A 20,120-nucleotide genomic window follows, 5' to 3' on the forward strand; every position below is an offset into this window, starting at 1 on the left:
AAGGTGACCGGCCTTGATGTGATCTCGACCAGGAACGTCAGGCCGGGCGGGTTCGTGCAGCGCGGCGGCGGTGGCGGTGGGGTGGACGCGCCCTCCGGACCCGGCGGCGGTTCCGGCGGCGGCTCCGGCTCGGACGGCGGCGACTCCACGCCCGACTCGTCCAGCTCCAGCGACCCGTCCTCCTCATCTCCCGACAGCTCCTCGCCGTCGAGCAGTTCGTCTCCGGACAGCTCCTCGCCGTCGAGCAGCTCGTCCCCGGACAGTTCCCCGTCGCCCAGCTCTCCATCGTCCGGTTCGCCGTCGAGCAGCCCCTCAGCGGGCAACTCCTCACCACGCAGTTCCGCACCGGACGGCCCGTCGCCGGACGCGGGAACGACGTCGTCGGCGAGCACGCCCACGGCAGATCCGGGCACCAGGCCCGGCACCCCGGACACCGCACCGCGCACCAGGCAGCCCGATGCGGACCCGGTCCCGTCGCAGAGCGCTCCCGCGCAGCAGAACAGCCCGGCGCCCGCGCCCCGCTCCGACCCCGGCGGTTCGGCCCCGAGTTCGAGCGCGCCCTCGGCCGGACCGTCGTCCACCGGCGGAGGCGGCTCGCCGTCGGCGTCCGCGCCCTCGGCCGGTCCGGCGCGGGGGGACACGACCGCGGCGTCGACCAGCACGGCCACCCCGCCCCGCACCGACACCCCCACCAGCACCCCCCACAACAACGCTCCGCACACGAGCGCACCCCACCCGAACGCGCCCCAGACCCACGGTGGTCAGCCCACCGGCGGCACGCCGACCGGCGGAGCACCCACCGGTGGCACTCCGGGCGGTGGCAGTCCCGGTGGCGGTGCCCCGGCCGGGAACAGGCCGGGCTGGACCGGCACCTCCGGGCACCCCGGCGACAGCACGCCGGGACCGCGCGGCGACACGACGCCCAGTTCGCGCCCCGACACCGCACCGCGCCCGCAGTCCGCCCCGCCGGGAGCCCCGCACACCCAGCAGCCGCAGGGCTTCGGCCCGTCCGGTCCGGGCCAGGGCGCTCCGCACGGCACGGGCTCCACCCCGCACACCTCCGGCGCTCCCGCTCCGCGCCAGCAACCGGGCTCCGGTCCCGGCCCGCAGACGCCGCACGGTCCGAACGCGCCGCACCCGAGGACAGCACAGCCCGGCCAGCACACCCCGTACGGCCCGACGCCACCCCACGCGCCACAGGCCCCGCGCCCGCGCCCGGACGGCGTGCCCCCGCAGTCGTACGGACGCCCGGACGCGCCGCGCCCACGTTCAGACGGCACGACTCCGCAGTCGTACGGACGCCCCGACGCCCCGCAGCCACCACACGCCCGCCCCGACGCGCCGCGCCCACGTTCAGACGGCGGCACTCCACCCGCGCACACCCGTCCGGACGCTCCACACGCCCGTCCCGACAGCACCCGCGCTGACAGCGGTCGCCCCGACGCCGCTCGTCCGGACGGTGGTCGCCCCGGCACCACCCGTCCCGACAACACCCACCCCGGCACCACCAGGCCGGACGGCGCGCGTCCGGAGGGCGGCAGGCCGCAGGACACCCGCCCGGAGTCGGCGCGTCCGCGCGGCCCGCAGACCGACGCGCAAGCGCCGCACCAGCGTCCCGACGGTCCGCCCCAGCACGGCGACCCGGCCCGTCCCGACGCGCCCGGCCAGCACACGCCCGACCGTCACCCCGACAGCGGCCCGCCGCACGACGGCACCCCCGGTGACGGCACGCCTGGCGATCGTTCCCCGCTGCACCCCGACGAGGTCAACGCCCGCCACGCCGAGGTCACCCCCGCCGGTGTCTCCCACCACCGCGGCGACCCCGACATGGGCGACCTGCCCCACCGCGTCCCCAACGACCCCCGCTTCTTCACCGCCGACGTGCACGTCACCCCGGACGGGCACGCCCGCATCGGCGGTCGCGACCACACCCCGGAGCAGTACGCCGAACTGCTGCGCCGCTCCGGCTACGACGGCTCGCGCCCGGTGCGCCTGATCGGCTGCGACGCCGGCTCCAACGACTTCGCCCGCCGCCTGTCCCGCGAACTCGACGCCCCCGTCATCGCCCCCACCAGGCCCGCCTGGACCGACACCAGGGGTCGCGTCTACTCCTCCGACATCGAGATCGGTCCCGACGGCACCCGCCGACCGAAGATCCCCCCGACCGGCCAGTGGGACACCCACCACCCCGACGGCACCCGCACCTCCGCCGGCGACGACGGCTACGCCCCCGGCACCCGCGACACCGACCGCACCGACCACACCGACCCCGACGGCGCACGCGACCGCGCGCGTGCGATCGACCAGTCGATTGACACCAACGAAGGGCTTAGTCCCAAAGCGCTGCTCGACGAGAAGGTCAAGAACGCAGGATACCGCGAGAAGTACTACGACGGCCCGAACTCGCAGGGCGAGTACCGCCGCAAGAATGCCAACCAGACCGACCTCGACGGTGATGAGGTGCCGAAGCTCAGGGAGGACCCGCCGGGTAACTTCACCGTCGCAACGGAAGATTTCACACCGGTCGACGGCGATAAGATACTGCCCCCGGTGAAGCATGATGCGACACCTGACCAGCGAGCCGCCGCTGAGGACATCATCGAGAGGCGGGCAAATTCTCTGGAACGCGCCGAGCGGGCCGAAAGCGCCTACCAGAAGCAGAAGGAGAACGGAGGCGAACCCACACCGGAGGTGGCGGAAGAACGTCGTGCCGCTCACCACGACCGTACTGAACGGGGTGAGGAACTCGGCGAGCACGCGGCGGGTCACGCGGCTCGCGACATGTTCCCGCCGGAGAAGTACGACGTGACGCCCCTGCACGGCGACGAAAAGGGGGCTGGCCGTTTCGACCAGATCTACCAGGTGTACGACAAGGAAACGGGAACATCGCGTTATGTGATTATTGAGGCAAAGGGTCCGTCTGCCGGTCTCGGTACCCGAAGAGGGCTAGACGGTGACTCCTACCAGCAGGGGCACCCGCGGTACGTGGAAAGCGTAATCGACAACATGCTGAAGAAGGGGACGCCCGAAGAGAAGGCCCTCGCTCCGAAGTTGGCGGCGGCGCTCGACGACGACGAGCTCGAATTTCACGTGGTCAAGGCACGGGTGAACGACGAAGGTTACAACGGCTACACTCGCAACGAATTCGATCTGACGTGACTTACGGAAGGTGCATCCCGTGCCGGTTGTAGTGGCCCGTCACGACATCGACGCCGCGATCGCGGAGGAGCACGCCGCCAGGGCTGCGGCCGAGTTGGGTGACTCGATCGCGCGCGTCGCGCGCAACAAGCCCAAGGCATTGCGGTCGGTGCTGGTGTACTCGCTGATGGAGACGGCGGGACGGTGCGTCGCTGACCCGGGAGCCGAGTCGGCGGAGACCTGGGGTCCGGTCGTGTCGGCGATGCAGGCCGCGTCGGCCCAGTTCGCCCTGGCCACCGCGACGGAGGGCGAGGTGGAGATCAGGCTCGCTGACCAGGTCTTCACCGTCTCGCCGACCGGCCCGACCTACCAGACCGACGTCGGCGCGTGGCTGCGGGCGCTCTACCTGGCGATGATCTGTCGGGAGCGGGGTCGGATCGATCGGCTGGCCGCTGTCTCGATCGACGACGTGCTGCGTGCGTCCGGTGCCCGGTACGACGAGTACGCCTATTCGTGGGTGCGGGCGTGGCAGACGTACTGGCGCGAGGAGGACGGGTTGGTCGACTCCGTGCTGAACGCGATGCGGGGCACCGATCCCGAGGCGCTGAGCACTGCGGACGAGGATGTCGTACTGCACCTGCTCTACCCCCCGATCGAGTTGTTCTACCTTCTCACCCAGCGTCAGGACGACCGGTTCAACGCCTCGCTGGCGAACGCCCTGGAGTTGCACAAGCGCTTCTGGGGCCGCGACGACGAGCGGCGCGGCGACCCCGACGGCTACATCGCCTGGGCGTTGCTGGCTGTCGCCTGCTTGGCCAGGGATGCCGGTGTTGTCGTGGAAGTGGAATCGGAATACCTGCCCCGGCACCTGCTCGAAGGCACCTGGGTGGGTGAGCAGGTCACCTGATCCGAGCAGTTGTGTCCTCCGCCGGGAACCTGCCCGCAAGATCAGCGCGCTCGCCGGGCGGGACGGGCTCGGTGCCGAGGTGGGCGGCCCGGACAGGGCTGTGTCCGCTGTGGTGTCAGAACTCCGCGTCGAGCCACCCGTCCCGACGGCACGCGTTCGGAGGGTGGCAGACCGCAGAACACCCATCCGGAGCAGGTGCGTCCACGCGGCTCGCATCGGAGCACGTGCCGGAGCGAGGTCTTCGTGGTGCAACTGCACCGGGGTGGTGGTCGACATCGCACACCGGAAGCAGTTTTCCGGCAGGTGAGCGCGAGGTCCGCTGCTGGCAGTTGCGTGAGTCGGTTCCTGGGTGGTGAGGGCGACAATCCTTGTCGACCGGTGTCACCCCGCGCATCCGGAGGTGCCGCGAACCCCTGACCGACGACATGTCTCCGCAGCCGGGAGAACGCTGTGCGCGATCTGTGCGGTCCGGAGGCGCGACGGCTGGACGCCGATCTCGGCGGTTCGGACAGGTGCGATCGGTCTGGAAGGTCTCCGACGTACGAGCGGAGGCACTCCGAGCACGTCGGCGGCGTCGTGCAGAGGGTGCGACGGATGCCGACGTGTTTGGCCGGTCGAACGCCTCGAACGGCGGTCACCAGAGGATCGAGCAGCACCAGGTCAGCACGGAGCGGCGACCGGACGGCCTTCCGGCGGAGGTGTCGACGCGCCGGCGGCAGGTCACCTGCGAGAGCCGGGGAACGACGTCTACGAGGACGACCTGGGCACGTGGTTCTCCGTCAGTGGACGGTCGCACGTGACGGCTTCCGGTAGGCGGAGTTCGACTTCGACGCTGACCCCGCCTGGTTCCCGGCGCCTTTCCCCGAGACGTGGAGGACTTTCCGAGGGATGTCGGGCACGTCGACGTCCGCGTAGGTGTGAGCGGGAATCCCCTCGCGTCGCTGGCGCTCGCGGTCATCGCGAACAAGACCGGTACGGCCGTGCAGGTCGAGTCGGAGCACCTCCCTCGCGACCTCGTCACCGGCACTCGGGGACGACGGGACACGTCGTGCGGATCAGGTCCTGACACGTCGGGTGACCGCGAGGTCGACCACGACGACGAGCGGTGAGCGTCCCGGACTTGTCGGTGGTCGTGGATACGGTGGCCCCTCGACGAGAAGAGGGGACGTGCCGTGAACTGGACGCTCGAAGTGGTCGTGGTGCCGGTGTCCGATGTGGACCGGGCCAAGAAGTTCTACTCGGAGGGGCTCGGCTTCGTGATCGATCACGAGGTCCGGGACGGCGCCGGGAACCCGATCGTGCAGCTCACCCCGCCGGGGTCGGGCTGTTCCGTCGTGCTGGGGCCGAGCTTGACGAGCATGGCGCCCGGATCGCTGAAGGGGGTGCAGCTCGTCGTTCCCGACGTCAGGGCGGCACGGGCGGAGCTGCTGGAGCGCGGGGTGGAGGTGGGGGAGGTCCAGTTCTTCGACACGACGGGTCCTCGGCCCGCTCGCGAGGACGACGCTCTCGACAACTCGGGCTTCCTGTTCTTCGCCGACCCCGACGGCAACGAGTGGGCGGTGCAGCAGATCTCCGCGCGCGCCTGAGCGCCGCCGGGCGGTCGTCACGTTCCGCCTCGCCGTCTCGTCCTCCCGGTGTGGCCGCGAACGCCGTGGCCGTGGATCGGGCGAGGAGTGCGGAGAGATGCGCGTCGCGGTGGCTGGTGGGACCGGGTTGACGGGGAAGCGGGTGGTCGAGTCGCTGGTCGAGGCCGGGCACGAGCCGGTGGTGCTGTCCAGGGGGAGCGGCGTGGACCTCGTGTCCGGCTCGGGTCTGGACGACGCGCTGACCGGGGTCGAGACGGTGGTCGACGTCAGCAACGTGACCACCACGCGGGCCGCGGTGTCGGTGGCGTTCTTCGAGGCGGCCACGCGTCACCTGCTGGCGGCGGCGGAACGGGCTGGCGTGCGGCACCACGTGGTGCTCTCGATCGTCGGCTGCGACCGGGTCGACCTGGGCTACTACGAGGGCAAGCGCCGCCAGGAGGAGCTGGTGCGCGCCGGAGCCGTGCCGTGGACGGTCCTGCGCACCACCCAGTTCCACGAGTTCGCCGGCCAGGTCCTCGACCGCGTGCCGCCGGGACCGGTCGCGCTGGTTCCCCGGATGCTCAGCCAGCCCGTCGCGGTGCGCGAGGTGGCACAAGCGCTCGTCGCCCTGGTCGACGGCGTGCCGCTGGGCGCGGCTCCCGAGCTGGCCGGGCCCCGGCCGGAACAGCTCGTGGACCAGGTCCGCCTGCTGCTGCGGGCGCGGGGGCAGCGCCGGTGGGTGCTGCCGGTGCGCCTGCCGGGGGAGACCGCGCGCCGCACGGCCGGCGGCGCGCTGCTGCCCACGGCCGGGGGGCCGCGGGGGACGACGACCTTCGCGCAGTGGCTGGAGCAGCACGCCGCGGTGTGACGGGGAGAGGTCGTCGCCGGTGTTCCGGCACCGGTGACGACCTCTCCGTGTGAGCGTCACCATAAAGAGGTAGATCATCTACCTCTTTTGGATAGCGTGCCTGCGTGTAACTCAACCGGGCGACCGACATCGCACTGCGGACCCTGATGATGCTGGCTGCCACGGGGGAGCAGCTCACCGTCGACGGTCTCGCCGACCGGCTGAACCTCCCGCGCAACCACGTCGCCAAGGTCGTGCAGCGCCTCCAGCGCGAAGGTCTCGTCGCCACCACGCGCGGACGCAACGGCGGCGTGGGGCTGTCGGAGGCCGCGCGCCACGTGTCCGCCGGCCACGTGGTCCGGCGGCTGGAGGGCGAAGCCGAGGTCGTGCGGTGCGACGAGCCGCCGTGCCCGCTCCAGCGGGCGTGCCGGCTGCGCGGCGCGCTGCGCGTCGCCCAGGAGGCGTTCTTCACCACGCTCGACGCCGTTCCGCTGAGCGATCTCGTCGCCCGGCCGACCGGCCCCGTCCTGTTGTCACTGATGTAGGGGGAATTCCGTGCTGTCAGCCAGATCGGCGACCACCGTCCGCGCCACCCTGCCCGCCGTGCGCGGCGCGGTGGTGGAGATCGCGGGCCGGTTCTACGAGACGATGTTCGCCGAGCACCCCGGACTGCTGAACCTGTTCAACCGGGGCAGTCGGGCCAGCGGCGAGCAGCGCAAGGCGCTGGCCGGTGCCGTCGTCGCGTACGCCGAGCACCTCACCGGCACCGGGGACGTGCCGATGCGCTCGGTGGTGAGCCGCATCGCCCACAAGCACGTGTCGCTCGGGATCAAGCCCGAGCAGTACACCGTGGTCGGCCGCCACCTGATCGCAGCGGTGAAGGAGGTGCTGGGCGACGCGGTGACGCCCGAGGTCGCGAGCGCGTGGGACGAGGTCTACTGGCTGTTCGCGGTCCGGCTCATCGCCGCGGAGACCCGCGCCTACCAGCGCGACGGCATCGACCCGCACCACGTGTCAGCGCCGTGGAAGGTCGTCGGCAGGACGGAGGAGGCCGAGGACGCGGTGTCGCTGCTGCTGGCGCCGACGTTCGGCGGCGTGCCGGCGCACCGGCCCGGTCAGTACGTCACGGTCACCGCCGACCTCGGCGGCGGTGTGGTGCAGGCCAGGCAGTACACGCTGTCGCGGGCACCGGGCCACGACACCCTGCGGATCACCGTCCGCCGGGTGCGCGGTCGCGGTGACGCTCCCGACGGGACGGTCTCGACGTTCCTCACCCGCGACGTCCGCGTGGGGGACCTGGTGGGTGTCAGCCGCCCCGCCGGTGACACCGTGCTCGACACCGGATCGGGTCCGCTGGTCCTGGTCAGCGCGGGCATCGGCATCACGCCGATCGCCGCCCTGCTGGAGCACGTCGCCGCGGTGCGACCCGAGCGGCCGGTGATCGCCGTGCACGCCGAGCGCGAGCCGGGCAGGCACGCCCTGCGCGAGCACGTCGAGGAGCACGGCGCGCGGCTGGAGTCCTTCCGCAGCACCGTCTGCTACCAGCGCGGCGACCTGCCGCCGGGAGCGGTCGGCGGACGCGTGGTGCCCGACGACATCCCGGTGCCGCCCGACGCCACGGCCTACCTCTGCGGGCCGGTGCCGTTCATGCGCGACGTGCGGACCTCCCTGCTGCGCCGCGGGATGCCGGCCGTTCGCATCCACTTCGAGGTGTTCGGCTCGGACCTGTGGACCACCGGGGCCGAGCAGCTCCCCGATCCCGCGCTGGCGGCCGCCGACTAGCGGAGCGTCCACTCAGGACCGTCGTGTGGCCGGTTCAGGGGAACGGCCAGGGATTCGGCAGGCACGTCCGGCCGTCGGACGGGATCAGCGCGCCCTGCGGCACACCAGCGGTGATCCGGCCGATCTCGTCGTTCGAGGTGCTGAAGGTCTGCTGCATCATCACGGGGGCGAGCCCGCCGTCGACCTCGCAGGGCCGGTGGCCGTGACCGAGCGCGTGCCCGACCTCGTGGGTGATCACGTAGCGCCGGTAGTTCACCAGGTCCCCGTCGTAGGCGACCGCGCCGCGCACCCACCGGGCCGCGCTCAGGTGCACCACGCCGCCCACGCGGCACGACACGTCGACCGGGATCTCGAAGCCGCAGACCGCTCTCGCGGTGTTCTGCGACGTCAGCCGGACGCGCAAGCTCGCCGGTCCGCCCGCGACGCGCTGGAACGCGACCTCGCCGCCGCGCGTCCACCCGCGCGGGTCCTCCAGGGTCTGCTGGACGACGTCGGCGAACGCCCGCTCGTCGACCTGCACCCCGTCCTCGACCTCGACCACGTAGCTGCGGAGCGGGCCGTCGCCCACGACGCCCGAGGTGCCGGGCACCACGTGGTACTGGCCGGTGCCCTGCACGGGGATCGGCCCGCCGTCGGGGAGCTCGGCGCTGGACGCGTAGGTCCTGGTCGCGGTGGTGGTGCTCGTCGTCGTGGACGGGACCACCGTGCTCGTCGTGGTGCTGGTTGCCGTCGTGGCCGGGGTCGTGGACGACGCCCTGATGACGACCGCGCCGATCGCGGCCGGTTGCTCGGCGGTGAGCTGGACGGCGGTGACCCGGCACAGGGTCAGCAGCAGCGCGGTGGTGCCACAGGCGATCAGACCCACGTCGATCCTCATGGGGCCGAAGATCGGGGAAGGATGTGAAGAACCTGTTCAGGAGCGGCTCGACGGGCGTGAAGGTCGGCATACTGCCCCGGTGAGCGCGCGCATCCTCGTGGCGGAGGACAACCCCCACCAGGCGGAACTGCTCCGCCGCTACCTGGAGCACGACGGGTACTCGGTGGTGGTCGTGCACGACGGGGGATCGGCGGTGGACGAGGTGCGGCGCTGCGAGCCGGACCTGCTGGTGCTGGACGTGATGATGCCCGTGGTGGACGGGTTCGACGTGCTGCGCGTGCTGCGCTCGGACTCCGCCGTCGCCGGCCTCCCGGTGGTCCTGCTCACCGCCCGCTCCGCCGAGGACGACGTGCTGCTGGGCTTCGACCTCGGCGCGGACGACTACGTGACCAAGCCCTTCCGCCCGCGCCAGCTGGTCGCGCGGGTCCGCACGGTCCTGCGCCGCGCCGAGCACCGCCGCCGAGGCGCGAGCTCGACCGTGCTGCGCGTCGGCGACCTCGAGGTCGACCCGGCGCGGCACGAGGTCGCGCTGGCGGGCGAGACGGTGAGCGTCACGCCGACCGAGTTCCGGTTGCTGGCGACGCTCGCCGCCCAGCCGCACCGCGTGTTCACCCGCGGTCAGCTCCTCCAGGACGGCTTCACCACCGAGCGCACGGTGGACGTGCACGTGCTGAACCTGCGCCGCAAGGTCGAGCGCGATCCGCGCCGCCCGCAGCGGCTGCTGACCGTCTACGGGATCGGGTACAAGCTCGTATGAGCCTGCTCGTCCGGTTCTTCGCGGTGTCGCTGCTCATCGCCGGGGTCTCCATCGGGGTGACCGCGTGGCTGGCGAGCCAGGCCACCACCGGCAGCATCCGGCAGGAGCAGGGGGAGGCGCTGACCACCGACGCCCAGCTCTACGACCGGCTCCTCGGCCACGCCGCGGAACACCGGGACTGGTCGGCCGCGCAGCCCGTCGTGGACCGGCTCGCGGCCGAGACCGGCCGGCGCATCGCGCTGACGACCGGGGACCGCGTCGTCCTCGCCGACTCCGCGGGGCCGGGGGCGCCACCGCTGCCGGTCGACGCCACGGTGGTCGTCGACCCGCTCAACGTCAACCGGGTGCTGAAGCCCGGTGGCACCGACGAGATCGATCCGCGCGCCGTCGGTCCCTTCCAGCTCACCCCGCAGGAGCAGGACGCGTTGCGCGCGCAGGCGGACGCGGCCGTGCGGTGCTACGGCGGCACCGTGGTCCTGAGCCCCGGCGGCCGGCCGGAGGTGACCCCGTCCGACCCGGTCCCGCCGTCGCCGGACTGCGAGGTGGACCTGGCGCTGCTGCACGCGGCGACGAGGACGGAGGCCGCGGCGAGCGACGCGCTCATCGCCCTGGTGCAGAACTGCCTGGCCAGGACCTCCGGCGACGCCCGGCCGCTCCCGCGCTGGATCAACTCCGGCGATCCCCGGTGGTACCGCAGGCCGTGGCGCGACCAGTCGTCCGCGCAGGCCGCGTGCCTGGCCAGCGCGCGGCGCGAGCAGCTCGCGCCGTGGGTGGCGCCGCCCGCCCTGCTGTTCCTCACCGCGCCGACCGGCGCCGAGCGCCCGGTGGTGGACCTGTCGACGGCGGGCGTCGCGCGCATCGCGCTGACCGCGCTGGGCATCCTCGTCCTGGCCGGGGTCGCGGCGTGGCTGACCGCCCTCCACCTGGTGCGGCCGATCCGTGCGCTCACCGCCGCGACGCAGCGCATGAGCGCGGGCCACCGCGAGGTGCGGGTGCGGGCCGCCACGGGGGAGATCGGGGAGCTGGCCCGGTCGTTCAACGTCATGTCCGCGCGGCTGGCCGACACCGAGCGCCAGCGGCAGGCGCTCGTCAGCGACGTCGCTCACGAGCTGCGCACCCCGCTGAGCAACGTCACCGGCTGGCTGGAAGCCGCGCAGGACGGCATCGCGCCCGCCGACCAGCGACTGGTCTCCCTGCTGCTGGAGGAGTCGCTGGTGCTCCAGCGCCTGGTCGACGACCTGCACGAGCTGGCGCAGGCCGACGCGGGCACGCTGCGCCTGCACCCGGAGCCGGTGGACGCCGCCGAGGTGGTCGACCAGGTCGTGGCCGCGCACCACGCGCTCGCCGCGGCCGGGTGCGTCGCGCTCACCGCCCGCACCGGCGACGGGGCGTTCCTGCTCGCCGACCCGGTCCGGCTCCGCCAGGCCGTCGGCAACCTCGTCGCCAACGCGATCCGCTACACGCCCGAGGGCGGCTCGGTGACCGTCGAGGGGCGAGCCGAGGCGGACCTGGTCGTCGTCGAGGTCTCCGACACCGGCGTGGGCATCGCTCCCGAGGACCTGCCGCGCGTGTTCGACCGCTTCTGGCGTGCCGACAGGTCGCGCAGCCGCAGCACCGGTGGCAGCGGACTGGGCCTGACGATCACCCGGCACCTCGTGCAGGCGCACGGCGGCACGGTCTCGGCGTCCAGCACGCCGGGGAGCGGCACGACGTTCCGCATCGCGCTGCCGGCCGACGTCACGACGCCGCGGAGCTGACCGCGGGATCAGCGCGGGCACTCCCGCACGATCCCCCGCGTCCCGCCCGGCGTGCTCCGGGGCGGAGCCGGAGCCGCTGGAGCCCTCGCCGGTGAACTGCGTCGCGCACGTCGCCGCGGTGGCCGCGGTGAGCACGGGGGTGGGGAGCGCCGCGGCGCTCCCCACCCCCGGACGTCAGCGCTTGACCCGCGTCACCGCGGTGGGGGCGTCCACGTGCGCGCTCACGGAGAGCACGTCGCGCAGCGGCTTCATGACCGTCAGCGCGGAGTCCACCTGCTCGGCCACCGGCGGTACGACGGACGGCGCGATGGACGGCGCGACGGGCCGCGCGGCCGGAGCAGCGGTCGTGCTCCACACCTCGTGCTCGACCACGTCGGGGAACTCCACGTCGACGGCGATCTCGTCGCCGCCGATCTCGCGGGTGATCCAGGCTCCGGTCTCCACCAGCGCCTTCAACGTCTTGACGTGCAGGCCGTTGATCCGGTTGAGGTACCACTCGTCGGCGGGCATGGGCCCCATCCGGCTCGACAGCCGGGACTTGATGGTCTTCATGCGCTCCCACAGCACGGTCGTCAGCGCCTGACGGTCGTACGGCCCCTCGAGCCCGGCGCGGAGCCGGTCCTCGATGCCGCGGTGCATCCCGTTCTCGTCGGGCATCACCATCGTGGTCCACGCACGGGACTTCTCGCGGTACTGCAACTGCTGCATCAGGCCCTCGTGGCCGGAGAAGTCGGAGGAGCGGAGCTGCTTGCCCTGCCAGCGGGAGCGCAGGGTGCCCGCGAGCGACAGCGCGCTCTTCACACCGGTGTTCAGGCCGCGTCCCGGCCAGAAGTGCAGCGAGTTGGCGGCGTCGCCGATCAGGAAGCCGAACGTCGTGGGCGCGAGCTGGGCGGTGAAGCGCGAGTTCTGCGTCATCCCCAGCCGGAACATGGTGATGCCGAGGACGTCCTGCGGAGACGCGCCGAAGAAGCGGACGCCCTCCTGGATGCGCGGCCACAGGAACGACAGCCGGTCGACGGAGGGCTTGAAGACGGCCCGGTGCCGGTCGCACACGAAGCGGTCACCGCGCGGGAGCATCATGCAGCGGTAGCGCTGGATGCACTCGACCGGGCTGTTCTCGCCGATCGCGACGATCTCGGAGGCCTCCTCCGCCGTCAGCCGCATGTTGATGAACCCGCCGCCCAGCGAGTTGAACAGGAAGCGGTTCTGGCTCACCGTCAGCGGAACGGTGTACTCGTCGGGGAAGTTGCCCTTCACCCGGATTCCCAGCACCGTCTCCACCAGCTGCTCGCCGTCGACGGAGTAGAAGTTCCGGTCGGACGTGCCGAAGTGGTCCTTGAGCTTCTCCCGCGTGGGGGAGTTGGCGCCGTCGCTGACCACCAGGACGTGCGTGTCGCTCCACGTCGCGGGCGGCGTGTAGGGGCCGGGGACCAGCTCGATGCCGTAGACGTCCTGGGCCATGTCGAGCAGGCAGTCCTCGATCCAGCGGATCTTGATGTTGCGCGGCCTGCCGCGCTCGGCCGGGGAGTCCGGTCCCAGCGGCCACATCTCCGCGTAGCGGCCCTCGACGAACAGCCGCTTCTGCACCTGGTCCGGCAGGGTGGACCAGACGTTGCTCTGCAACGTCACCACCTGCTCGCGCCGGAAGTTGCCCTCGGCCTGGCCGAGCCAGACCACCCGGCTGCCCTGCCTGCGCCACCGGCGGTCGTGGATGCGCACGACTACCTGGTCGCCCATCATGGCGCGCAGCGTGCAGGCGAAGGAGAGCCCGACGGGCCCGCCGCCGACGACGTCGACGCGCAGCGGCTTGCGCCCGCTGGGGAGCGGCTCCAGCTTCTTGAACAGTCCGGTGGCCCAGTCGGCGGTGGGCGTGGTCGACGGACGGCCGAGAACGGGCTGGTCGGCCCGCTGCGGCAACCTGATCAGCGTCGTCTTCTCGGCGGGGAAGGTGCCACCAGGGCTGCTCATGACGGGTCGACCTCTCGGCGGTGTCGGCGGGTTCTGCGGTCCACACGTGCGGGGAACCGGATCGGTTCACCCCTTCGTCGCCGCCGGGGGAGAAGTGTTTCCGGCGCGCTCGTGGCCGACGGCCTCGCCATCGTCCCGACGGGTGAGTAGACGCTGATCAAATTATCACCAGGGTGTCGTGCCCTACCCGATCGGGTGATAAATGCACCGCTTGACGTGACCGACCGTAACGGGTGCCTCCATTCGCCGATTTCAGATGTACATCCGATCGAGCATCTGGAGCACGCCGTGATCGAGAACTCATCCGCGGGTCTGGTGATGGTGACGGCCGAGGTTCCCGTGACGGTCACCCGCGAGGAGCACCACCAGCACGTCCTGGCCCGCTACGCCGTCGAGCCGGGCGGTCAGCGGCACGTCGCCGTGGAGCTGGGCTGGTGCGTGATCGGTTCGGGCAAGCACCGCGGCGAGCACGCCGTGGAGGTCCGGCTCGACGGCCAGCGGGTCGGTGAGCTGACGCACCTGATGTCGCAGCGCTACGCTCCGCTCATCGCGCAGGTGACGTCCGGCGGCGGCCGGGTCGGCTGCGAGGCGGTGGTGCAGCGGGGCGCCGGAGGGCTGGAGGTCGTCCTGCGCCTGCCCCGTGCCGACGCCACGGCGTTCGCCCTCCCGGTGGCACCCGCGGCCGTGATGGCGCAGCAGCGTCGCAGCACCTTCTCCGCGCACCGCCCGGCGTGGATCGCCGCGGCCGTCGTCGGCGTCTTCCTCGTGATCGGCGTTCTCCTCGGCGAGAACTCCCCGTCCTCGACGACCGCCGCGCTGCGGACGGACTCCTCGACGACGGCACCCGCGACCACGAGCAGGCCCACCACGACCCGGCCCTCCACGACGGTGCCCACGACGACGGTGCCCACGACCACCGTGCCCACCACGACCGTGCCCACGACGACGGTGCCCACGACCACCGTCCCGACGACCACGGTGCCCACGACGACCGTGCCCAGGACCACGGCGGTCGCTCCGCCCCCCGCGCCCCCCGCTCCGCCCGTCGTCGTGCCTCCCCCCGTCGCGCCGCCCGCGCCCGTCCAGCGACCGGCGTGCGACCCGAACTACACGGGCTGCGTCCCCGTGGCGAGCGACGTCGACTGCGAGGGCGGCACCGGCAACGGGCCCGCTTACGTCGCCGGTCCGGTCCGCGTGATCGGCAGCGACGTCTACGACCTCGACCGCGACGGCGACGGCGACGCCTGCGAGGACTAGAGCGGGGCGGCGCCCGCCCCCGTCGCGGGGGCGGGCGTCGCTCGTCAGTGGAACTGACCGGGCTGGTAGTCGCCGGCGGGCTGCTGGATCATGACGTTCACCCGGTTGAAGGCGTTCATGACGGCGATCAGGGACACCAGGGCGGCGAGCTGCTCCTCGTCGTGGTGCTCGGCGGCGTTCGCCCAGACCTCGTCCGGCACACCACCGGCGCCGTCGGCGATGCGGGTGCCCCGCTCCGCCAGCTCCAGGGCGGCGCGCTCGGCCTCGGTGAACACCGTGGCCTCCCGCCAGGCCGCGACCAGGTTGAGCCGCACCGGGTTCTCCCCGGCGTGCGCGGCGTCCTTGGTGTGCATGTCGACGCAGAAGCCGCAGCCGTTGATCTGGCTGACGCGCAACGACACCAGCTCCCGCGTCGAGGCGGGCAGTGTCGACTTCCTCGTGACCCCGGCGGCCGCGACCACGTGCTTCATGAAGTCGGTGGCGACCTGGTTGCCGTAGGGGTTCAGACGAGCGTCCATCGTGTGCTCCTCGTGGTTGGTCCGTGGTGTCACCTCTCAGACGGGGCGGCCCGGCGCGATGTGACGGGCACGGGAGTGACGCGCGTCTCCTCGATCCCCGCGCAGCCGTCGGCTCGTGGTGCTGGCAGTCGCTGGACGTGGTCCTGCGCGGGCGGCGGCACGACGCGGTGGCCGGCCCGCGGGCCGGAACGGGGGCGTGCTCGCGCCCGGTCGACCGTCCGTCCTCGTCGGACGGTCGACCGGTGGGTGTTCTCCTTGTCCTGCAACGAGAACGCTTGTAGCGTCTGGTCCTCCACGGCGAGAGGAGACCGCGCATGACCGCGACGTCGTCCGGCCCCGCACGGGTCCACCGGGGGGAGTGCGCGCGATGAGCGCCACCCCGGTCGCCCCGCTGCCCGACGGCGTCGACCCGGCGTGGCTGCCGCCGTCCGCCCTGCGCGCCCTCGGGGCGCGGCGGGTCCGCGTGTCGGGAGAGGGGCCGCTCGTCGCCACCGTGCGCGGTGAGGTGGCCGCCGCGACGGCCGAGCACGGCGGCTCCCTGGTGACGGAGGGGCCGGTGGACCTCGCGCTCGTGTGCGCGCCCGGCGACCCGGACGGCGAGGCGTTCGTCGTGCGGCGCGACGGGACGACCACGTCGGTGACGGCCACCGGCGGTGCTGGTCTGCTGCACGGCCTGCACCACGTCGTGCGGCTGGGAGAGGCGGCCTTCTCCGGCCGGTGGGAGCCGCGACGGCACGCGCCCCGGCGGGCGATCCGCATGCTCGACCACTGGGACAACGTCGACGTGCACCCCGTGATGGGACAGGTGGAGCGCGGCTACGCCGGTGGCTCGATCTTCTACGCCGACGGCGCCGTCCGCGCCGACCTCGGCCGGGTCGCCGCCTACGCCCGGCTGCTCGGCTCGATCGGCATCAACCGGGTGTGCCTCAACAACGTCAACGTGCACCGCACCGAGGCGCGGCTGCTGACGGACCTGCTGCCCGACGTCGTCCGGCTCGCCGGGGTGTTCCGCCCGCAGGGCGTGCGGGTGCACCTGTCGGTGAGCTTCGCCGCGCCGATGACGCTCGGCGGCCTGCCGACCACGGACCCGCTCGACCGCGGGGTGCAGGAGTGGTGGGCGAGCACCACCGCCGCGGTGTACGCGGCGATCCCGGACTTCGGCGGGTACGTCGTGAAGGCCGACTCCGAGGGGCAGCCCGGCCCGTTCGCCTCCGGCCGCGACCACGCCGACGGGGCGAACCTGCTGGCGCGGGCGCTCGCGCCGTTCGGCGGCACGGTGTTCTGGCGCGCCTTCGTCTACGACCACCGGCAGGACTGGCGGGACCGCTCCACCGACCGCGCCCGCGCCGCGCACGACCACTTCACCCCGCTGGACGGCGGGTTCGACGAGAACGTCGTCCTCCAGGTGAAGTTCGGCCCGGTGGACTTCCAGGTCCGCGAGCCGGTCTCGCCGGTCGTCGCCGCGATGCCCCGCACCAGGCTCGCGGTCGAGTTCCAGGTCACCCAGGAGTACACGGGGCAGCAGAAGCACGTCTGCTACCTCGTCCCCCAGTGGAGCGAGGTCCTCGGTTTCCGGCCGCACGGCGACGGCGACGCGGTCGCCGAGATCGCGCACGGGGTCGTGGCCGTGTCCAACGTCGGCGACGACCCCTTCTGGACCGGGCACCCGCTGGCGCAGGCCAACCTCTTCGGATTCGGCAGGCTCGCCTGGGACGACCGGCTCGCCCCGGAGGCGGTGCTCGACGAGTGGATCGGCCTGACGTTCGCCGACCCCGCCGTCCGCGCGCCGCTGCACGAGGTGATGGACGGCTCCTGGCTCACCTACGAGCGCTGCACCGCGCCGCTCGGCGTCGGGTTCATGGTGCGGCCCGGCCACCACTACGGCCCCGACGTGGACGGCTACGAGTACACGCAGTGGGGCACCTACCACTTCGCCGACCGCGACGGCGTCGGCGTCGACCGCACCCGCGCCACCGGCACCGGTTTCACCGGCCAGTACCCGGCGCCCTGGCGCGACCTCTACGAGTCGGTGCGGACCTGCCCGGACGAGCTGCTGCTGTTCTTCCACCACGTCCCCTACGGCCACGTCCTGCGCTCCGGGACCACCGTGATCCAGCACGTCTACGACACGCACTTCGCCGGGCACGAGGAGGTGGCCCGCACCGCGCGGACGTGGGGCGCACTCCGCGGGCGCGTGCCGGACCGCACCTTCGACCGCGTCACCGAGCTGCTGGCGGAGCAGCTCCGCTGCGCGACCGAGTGGCGCGACCAGGTCAACACCTACTTCTGGCGCAAGTCCGGCGTGCCGGACGAGAGGGGCCGCCGGATCTGGTGACGACCGACCACCAGGACCCCGCCGGGGACAGCACCACCTCGTCCCCGAGCGCGGCGACCTCCGGGAGCACCCCGGTGCCGGTGCGGCCCGCGTGGCCGGGCACCGCGCCGCGGCCGGCGTTGCACACCTCGCGGGGCCGCTGCTCGGGGTCGTGGTCGCCGCCGTGGCCGATCTGCGGGGATCTCACGCGGTGAACCTCTCGACGGCGTCGCGCAGCACCGGATCGGCGTTGCGCAGGAGGGCGAGGGTGAGCGGGGAGGCGAGCAGGAGGAGCACCCCCTCCGAGGTGAGCACGACGATCCCGGCCGCCGTCACGAGCAGCGACAGCACGCCGAGCGTGCTGCGCGGACGCGCGGCGAGGTAGTGCAGGGCGAGCAGCGCCACGTCCCGCGTCCGCAGCGACAGCGCCGAGGACAGCACCAGCGCGTGGGCCGAGAACAGCAGCACCACCACCGCGATCAGGACCAGCACGACCCCGTAGCCGGTCGGCACGCCCGCCGCGCCGAGGTTGGCCAGCGAGGAGCCGATGACCGTCAGCAGCGCCAGCACGGGCAGCCACCAGCGCAGCACGTCGAGCAGGTTGAGCCGGTAGCCGCGCCAGAAGTGCCGGGCGGGCGCGAGGTCGCGTTCGGTGCCGAACACCCGCCAGGTGAAGAGCGCGGCCGACAGGCCGGGGGCCAGCGGCACCAGGCAGAGGCCGATCAGGGGTGCGTTGCTCGCGTCACCGGCCAGCAGCAGGACCGGGACGAGCGCCGGGACCGCGGTGAGCACCAGCAGGGCCTCGACCACGACGAACCAGTGCACGACGGACGCCGCGCGGGACAGGACGCCGGGGCCGATCTCGGCCGCCGGGTCCGGTGCGCGCGTCACGACCGCTCGTGCTCGGCCACGAGACGGTCGTCGTTCCCGCCGAGCAACCGCCGGTCGTCCAGCCCGGTGTGCTCCTGCACCCGGACCGGCACCAGCTCCGCGAACGTCACCTCGTGCCGCGCGAGCGACAGGTCGAGCGCCACCCGGCCTCCCCGCACCGGCAGCGACCGGTGCTCCACGGCCGGACGCGCGCAGTCCCGCAGCACGTCGAACGTCCGCTCGTCGGGGGAGAACGGCCTGCCCAGCTCCCGCCACGCGGCGAAGGCGTTGCCGTCGTGCTCGTTCACCCGCTCCCGCCGCAGGAACGCGCGCGGACCGGGCAGCGGGACCGACAGCCGCACCTCGTGCCGCTCCTCGGCGTGGGGCGCGTCGGTGCCGCCCACCGGCTGCCAGGCGAGCACGGTGACCCGCCCGTCGTCGTGCGCGCAGACGAGGTGGTCGTCGCCGCGCGCGAGCACGCGGCGTCCCGAGCGGGCGAGGAAGGTGTAGAGGTGGTAGGTCGGCTTCGGCACCTGCCGGTGGGTCAGCAGCCCGAAGCCGCCGTGGAACACCGACGTGGGCACGTTCTCCTCCTCGAACACGTCGCAGAACGTCCAGTACGAGAGGGAGTCCACGAGGTCCGTGCCGCGGGTGACGACGGGGGCGAGGTACGCGGCGTGGTAGGCCGTGTCGTGGACGGGGTTGTCGGGCCGGTAGGAGCTGTTGAACTCCGTGACGTGCACCGGTAGACCGGCGAGGGCGGTGCCCTCCAGGTGCCGCCGCGGCGCGTCGAACTGGTCGAGGAGCGCCTGCGGCGGGGCGAGCGTCTGGTAGGTGCCGAACGGGACGTGCTGCGCGGGCCCGGAGGAGTAGGCGTGCGCGCTGACGAAGTCGATCGGCACGTCCTCGCGGCCGACGAACTCCGCGAACGGCGCCCACCACTCGTCCGCCCCCGGAGAGAGGGCCGGTCCGCCCACCTGGAGGTCGGCGTCGACGTCCTTCACCGCCCGCGCGGTCGTCGCGTAGAGCCGGAAGTAGGCCGCCTGGTCGGCGTCCTTCCAGAACTGCCTGAGGTTCGGCTCGTTCCACACCTCGATCGGCCACGTGCGCACCTCGTCGAGGCCGTAGCGCTCGACGAGGTGCCGCACCAGCGCCCGCACGAGCGCCGCCCACTCGCCGTGGTCGCGCGGCGGGGTGATGTTCCCCCTCCACCAGAACACCGTGTCCTGGCCGGAGGCGAGCGCGGAGGGCGTGAAACCCAGCTCCACGAACGGACGGACGCCCAGGTCCAGGTAGCCGTCGAAGACCTGGTCGACGTAGGTGAACGAGTGGCGCACGCGGTCGTCCACCGCGGACGTGCGGTGCACGCCCATCCCGTCGGACAGCAGTCCGTGGCCGCGGACGTGGCGGAAGCCGACGTCGCGCCGCACCCGCGCCAGCGAGTCGCGGTAGTCCGCCCGCAGCGCCAGGTCGAGCCTCCCGCTGCCGACGCAGTGGTTCCAGGAGTCGGACAGGTCGCCGAGCGGTTCGCCGGGGACCACGATCCGGTGGGGGCTCACGCGA

At 72.9% G+C, this 20,120-nt stretch carries 17 protein-coding genes and 1 pseudogene; 11 read left to right on the top strand and 7 right to left on the bottom strand.

Annotated elements, in window-relative coordinates:
• On the bottom strand, nucleotides 1–722 hold a 722-nt coding region (locus IMZ35_RS25390; RefSeq protein ID WP_199443713.1), incomplete at its 3' end, for a hypothetical protein.
• Nucleotides 723–761: 39 nt separating this feature from the next.
• The gene (locus IMZ35_RS25395; protein WP_199443714.1) at nucleotides 762–1,049 is read right to left on the bottom strand and encodes a hypothetical protein; all 288 of its coding nucleotides are present in this window, start codon (nucleotides 1,047–1,049) and stop codon (nucleotides 762–764) included.
• A 778-nt stretch (nucleotides 1,050–1,827) separates the two neighbouring features.
• Between IMZ35_RS25395 and IMZ35_RS25400 the strand changes: the two genes are divergently transcribed.
• The 7 genes and pseudogenes from IMZ35_RS25400 to IMZ35_RS25430 all read left to right on the top strand — a co-directional run bounded on the left by IMZ35_RS25400 (nucleotide 1,828) and on the right by IMZ35_RS25430 (nucleotide 8,239).
• Entirely contained in the window at nucleotides 1,828–3,159 is a 1,332-nt protein-coding gene (locus IMZ35_RS25400; RefSeq protein ID WP_199443715.1) for a DUF8616 domain-containing protein, read from the top strand.
• 19 nt (nucleotides 3,160–3,178) lie between these two features.
• On the top strand, nucleotides 3,179–4,045 hold the full coding sequence (locus IMZ35_RS25405) for an immunity 49 family protein (protein WP_199443716.1): 867 nt from the start codon (nucleotides 3,179–3,181) through the stop codon (nucleotides 4,043–4,045).
• Nucleotides 4,046–4,962: 917 nt separating this feature from the next.
• Complete coding sequence (locus IMZ35_RS25410; RefSeq protein WP_199443717.1) at nucleotides 4,963–5,154, top strand: hypothetical protein; 192 nt, start codon at nucleotides 4,963–4,965, stop codon at nucleotides 5,152–5,154.
• A gap of 63 nt (nucleotides 5,155–5,217) precedes the next feature.
• Entirely contained in the window at nucleotides 5,218–5,631 is a 414-nt protein-coding gene (locus tag IMZ35_RS25415) for a VOC family protein (protein ID WP_199443718.1), read from the top strand.
• Between the two features lie 97 nt (nucleotides 5,632–5,728).
• Nucleotides 5,729–6,478, top strand: a complete 750-nt coding sequence (locus tag IMZ35_RS25420) for an SDR family oxidoreductase (protein WP_199443719.1) — start codon at nucleotides 5,729–5,731, stop codon at nucleotides 6,476–6,478.
• Nucleotides 6,479–6,600: 122 nt separating this feature from the next.
• Nucleotides 6,601–7,002, top strand: a pseudogene (locus tag IMZ35_RS25425) (RrF2 family transcriptional regulator); the annotation flags it as partial.
• A gap of 10 nt (nucleotides 7,003–7,012) precedes the next feature.
• Entirely contained in the window at nucleotides 7,013–8,239 is a 1,227-nt protein-coding gene (locus IMZ35_RS25430; protein WP_199443720.1) for a globin domain-containing protein, read from the top strand.
• 34 nt (nucleotides 8,240–8,273) lie between these two features.
• On the opposite strand, the gene IMZ35_RS25435 is transcribed toward IMZ35_RS25430, so the two are convergent.
• Nucleotides 8,274–9,116, bottom strand: a complete 843-nt coding sequence (locus IMZ35_RS25435) for a DUF3152 domain-containing protein (RefSeq protein WP_199443721.1) — start codon at nucleotides 9,114–9,116, stop codon at nucleotides 8,274–8,276.
• Nucleotides 9,117–9,195: 79 nt separating this feature from the next.
• Here IMZ35_RS25435 and IMZ35_RS25440 point away from each other — a divergent pair, with 79 nt between their 5' ends.
• Together IMZ35_RS25440 and IMZ35_RS25445 are read left to right on the top strand one after the other, a co-directional pair.
• Complete coding sequence (locus tag IMZ35_RS25440; RefSeq protein WP_199443722.1) at nucleotides 9,196–9,873, top strand: response regulator; 678 nt, start codon at nucleotides 9,196–9,198, stop codon at nucleotides 9,871–9,873.
• Nucleotides 9,870–11,630 carry a sensor histidine kinase gene (locus IMZ35_RS25445; RefSeq protein ID WP_199443723.1) on the top strand — a complete coding sequence of 587 codons (1,761 nt, stop codon included), beginning with the start codon at nucleotides 9,870–9,872 and terminating at the stop codon, nucleotides 11,628–11,630. The genes IMZ35_RS25440 and IMZ35_RS25445 overlap by 4 nt, the downstream gene beginning before the upstream one ends.
• A 174-nt stretch (nucleotides 11,631–11,804) precedes the next feature.
• Here the strand turns inward: IMZ35_RS25445 and IMZ35_RS25450 are convergent, their stop codons facing one another.
• Complete coding sequence (locus tag IMZ35_RS25450) at nucleotides 11,805–13,598, bottom strand: hypothetical protein (RefSeq protein WP_199443724.1); 1,794 nt, start codon at nucleotides 13,596–13,598, stop codon at nucleotides 11,805–11,807.
• A 288-nt stretch (nucleotides 13,599–13,886) separates the two neighbouring features.
• Here IMZ35_RS25450 and IMZ35_RS25455 point away from each other — a divergent pair, with 288 nt between their 5' ends.
• On the top strand, nucleotides 13,887–14,855 hold the full coding sequence (locus tag IMZ35_RS25455) for a hypothetical protein (RefSeq protein WP_199443725.1): 969 nt from the start codon (nucleotides 13,887–13,889) through the stop codon (nucleotides 14,853–14,855).
• 44 nt (nucleotides 14,856–14,899) lie between these two features.
• Here IMZ35_RS25455 and IMZ35_RS25460 read toward each other — a convergent pair whose 3' ends face one another.
• Nucleotides 14,900–15,373, bottom strand: a complete 474-nt coding sequence (locus IMZ35_RS25460) for a carboxymuconolactone decarboxylase family protein (protein ID WP_199443726.1) — start codon at nucleotides 15,371–15,373, stop codon at nucleotides 14,900–14,902.
• A gap of 367 nt (nucleotides 15,374–15,740) precedes the next feature.
• Between IMZ35_RS25460 and IMZ35_RS25465 the strand changes: the two genes are divergently transcribed.
• Nucleotides 15,741–17,708 carry an alpha-glucuronidase gene (locus IMZ35_RS25465; RefSeq protein WP_199443727.1) on the top strand — a complete coding sequence of 656 codons (1,968 nt, stop codon included), beginning with the start codon at nucleotides 15,741–15,743 and terminating at the stop codon, nucleotides 17,706–17,708.
• A gap of 183 nt (nucleotides 17,709–17,891) precedes the next feature.
• Here the strand turns inward: IMZ35_RS25465 and IMZ35_RS25470 are convergent, their stop codons facing one another.
• Nucleotides 17,892–18,578, bottom strand: a complete 687-nt coding sequence (locus tag IMZ35_RS25470) for a DUF624 domain-containing protein (protein WP_199443728.1) — start codon at nucleotides 18,576–18,578, stop codon at nucleotides 17,892–17,894.
• Complete coding sequence (locus IMZ35_RS25475; protein WP_199443729.1) at nucleotides 18,575–20,116, bottom strand: GH39 family glycosyl hydrolase; 1,542 nt, start codon at nucleotides 20,114–20,116, stop codon at nucleotides 18,575–18,577. Before IMZ35_RS25475 ends, IMZ35_RS25470 begins: the two co-directional genes overlap by 4 nt.
• Nucleotides 20,117–20,120: the final 4 nt, after the last annotated feature.

Origin of the sequence: Umezawaea beigongshangensis (genome assembly GCF_016464305.1) — a bacterium.
In the GTDB taxonomy this organism is placed as follows: domain Bacteria; phylum Actinomycetota; class Actinomycetes; order Mycobacteriales; family Pseudonocardiaceae; genus Umezawaea_A; species Umezawaea_A beigongshangensis.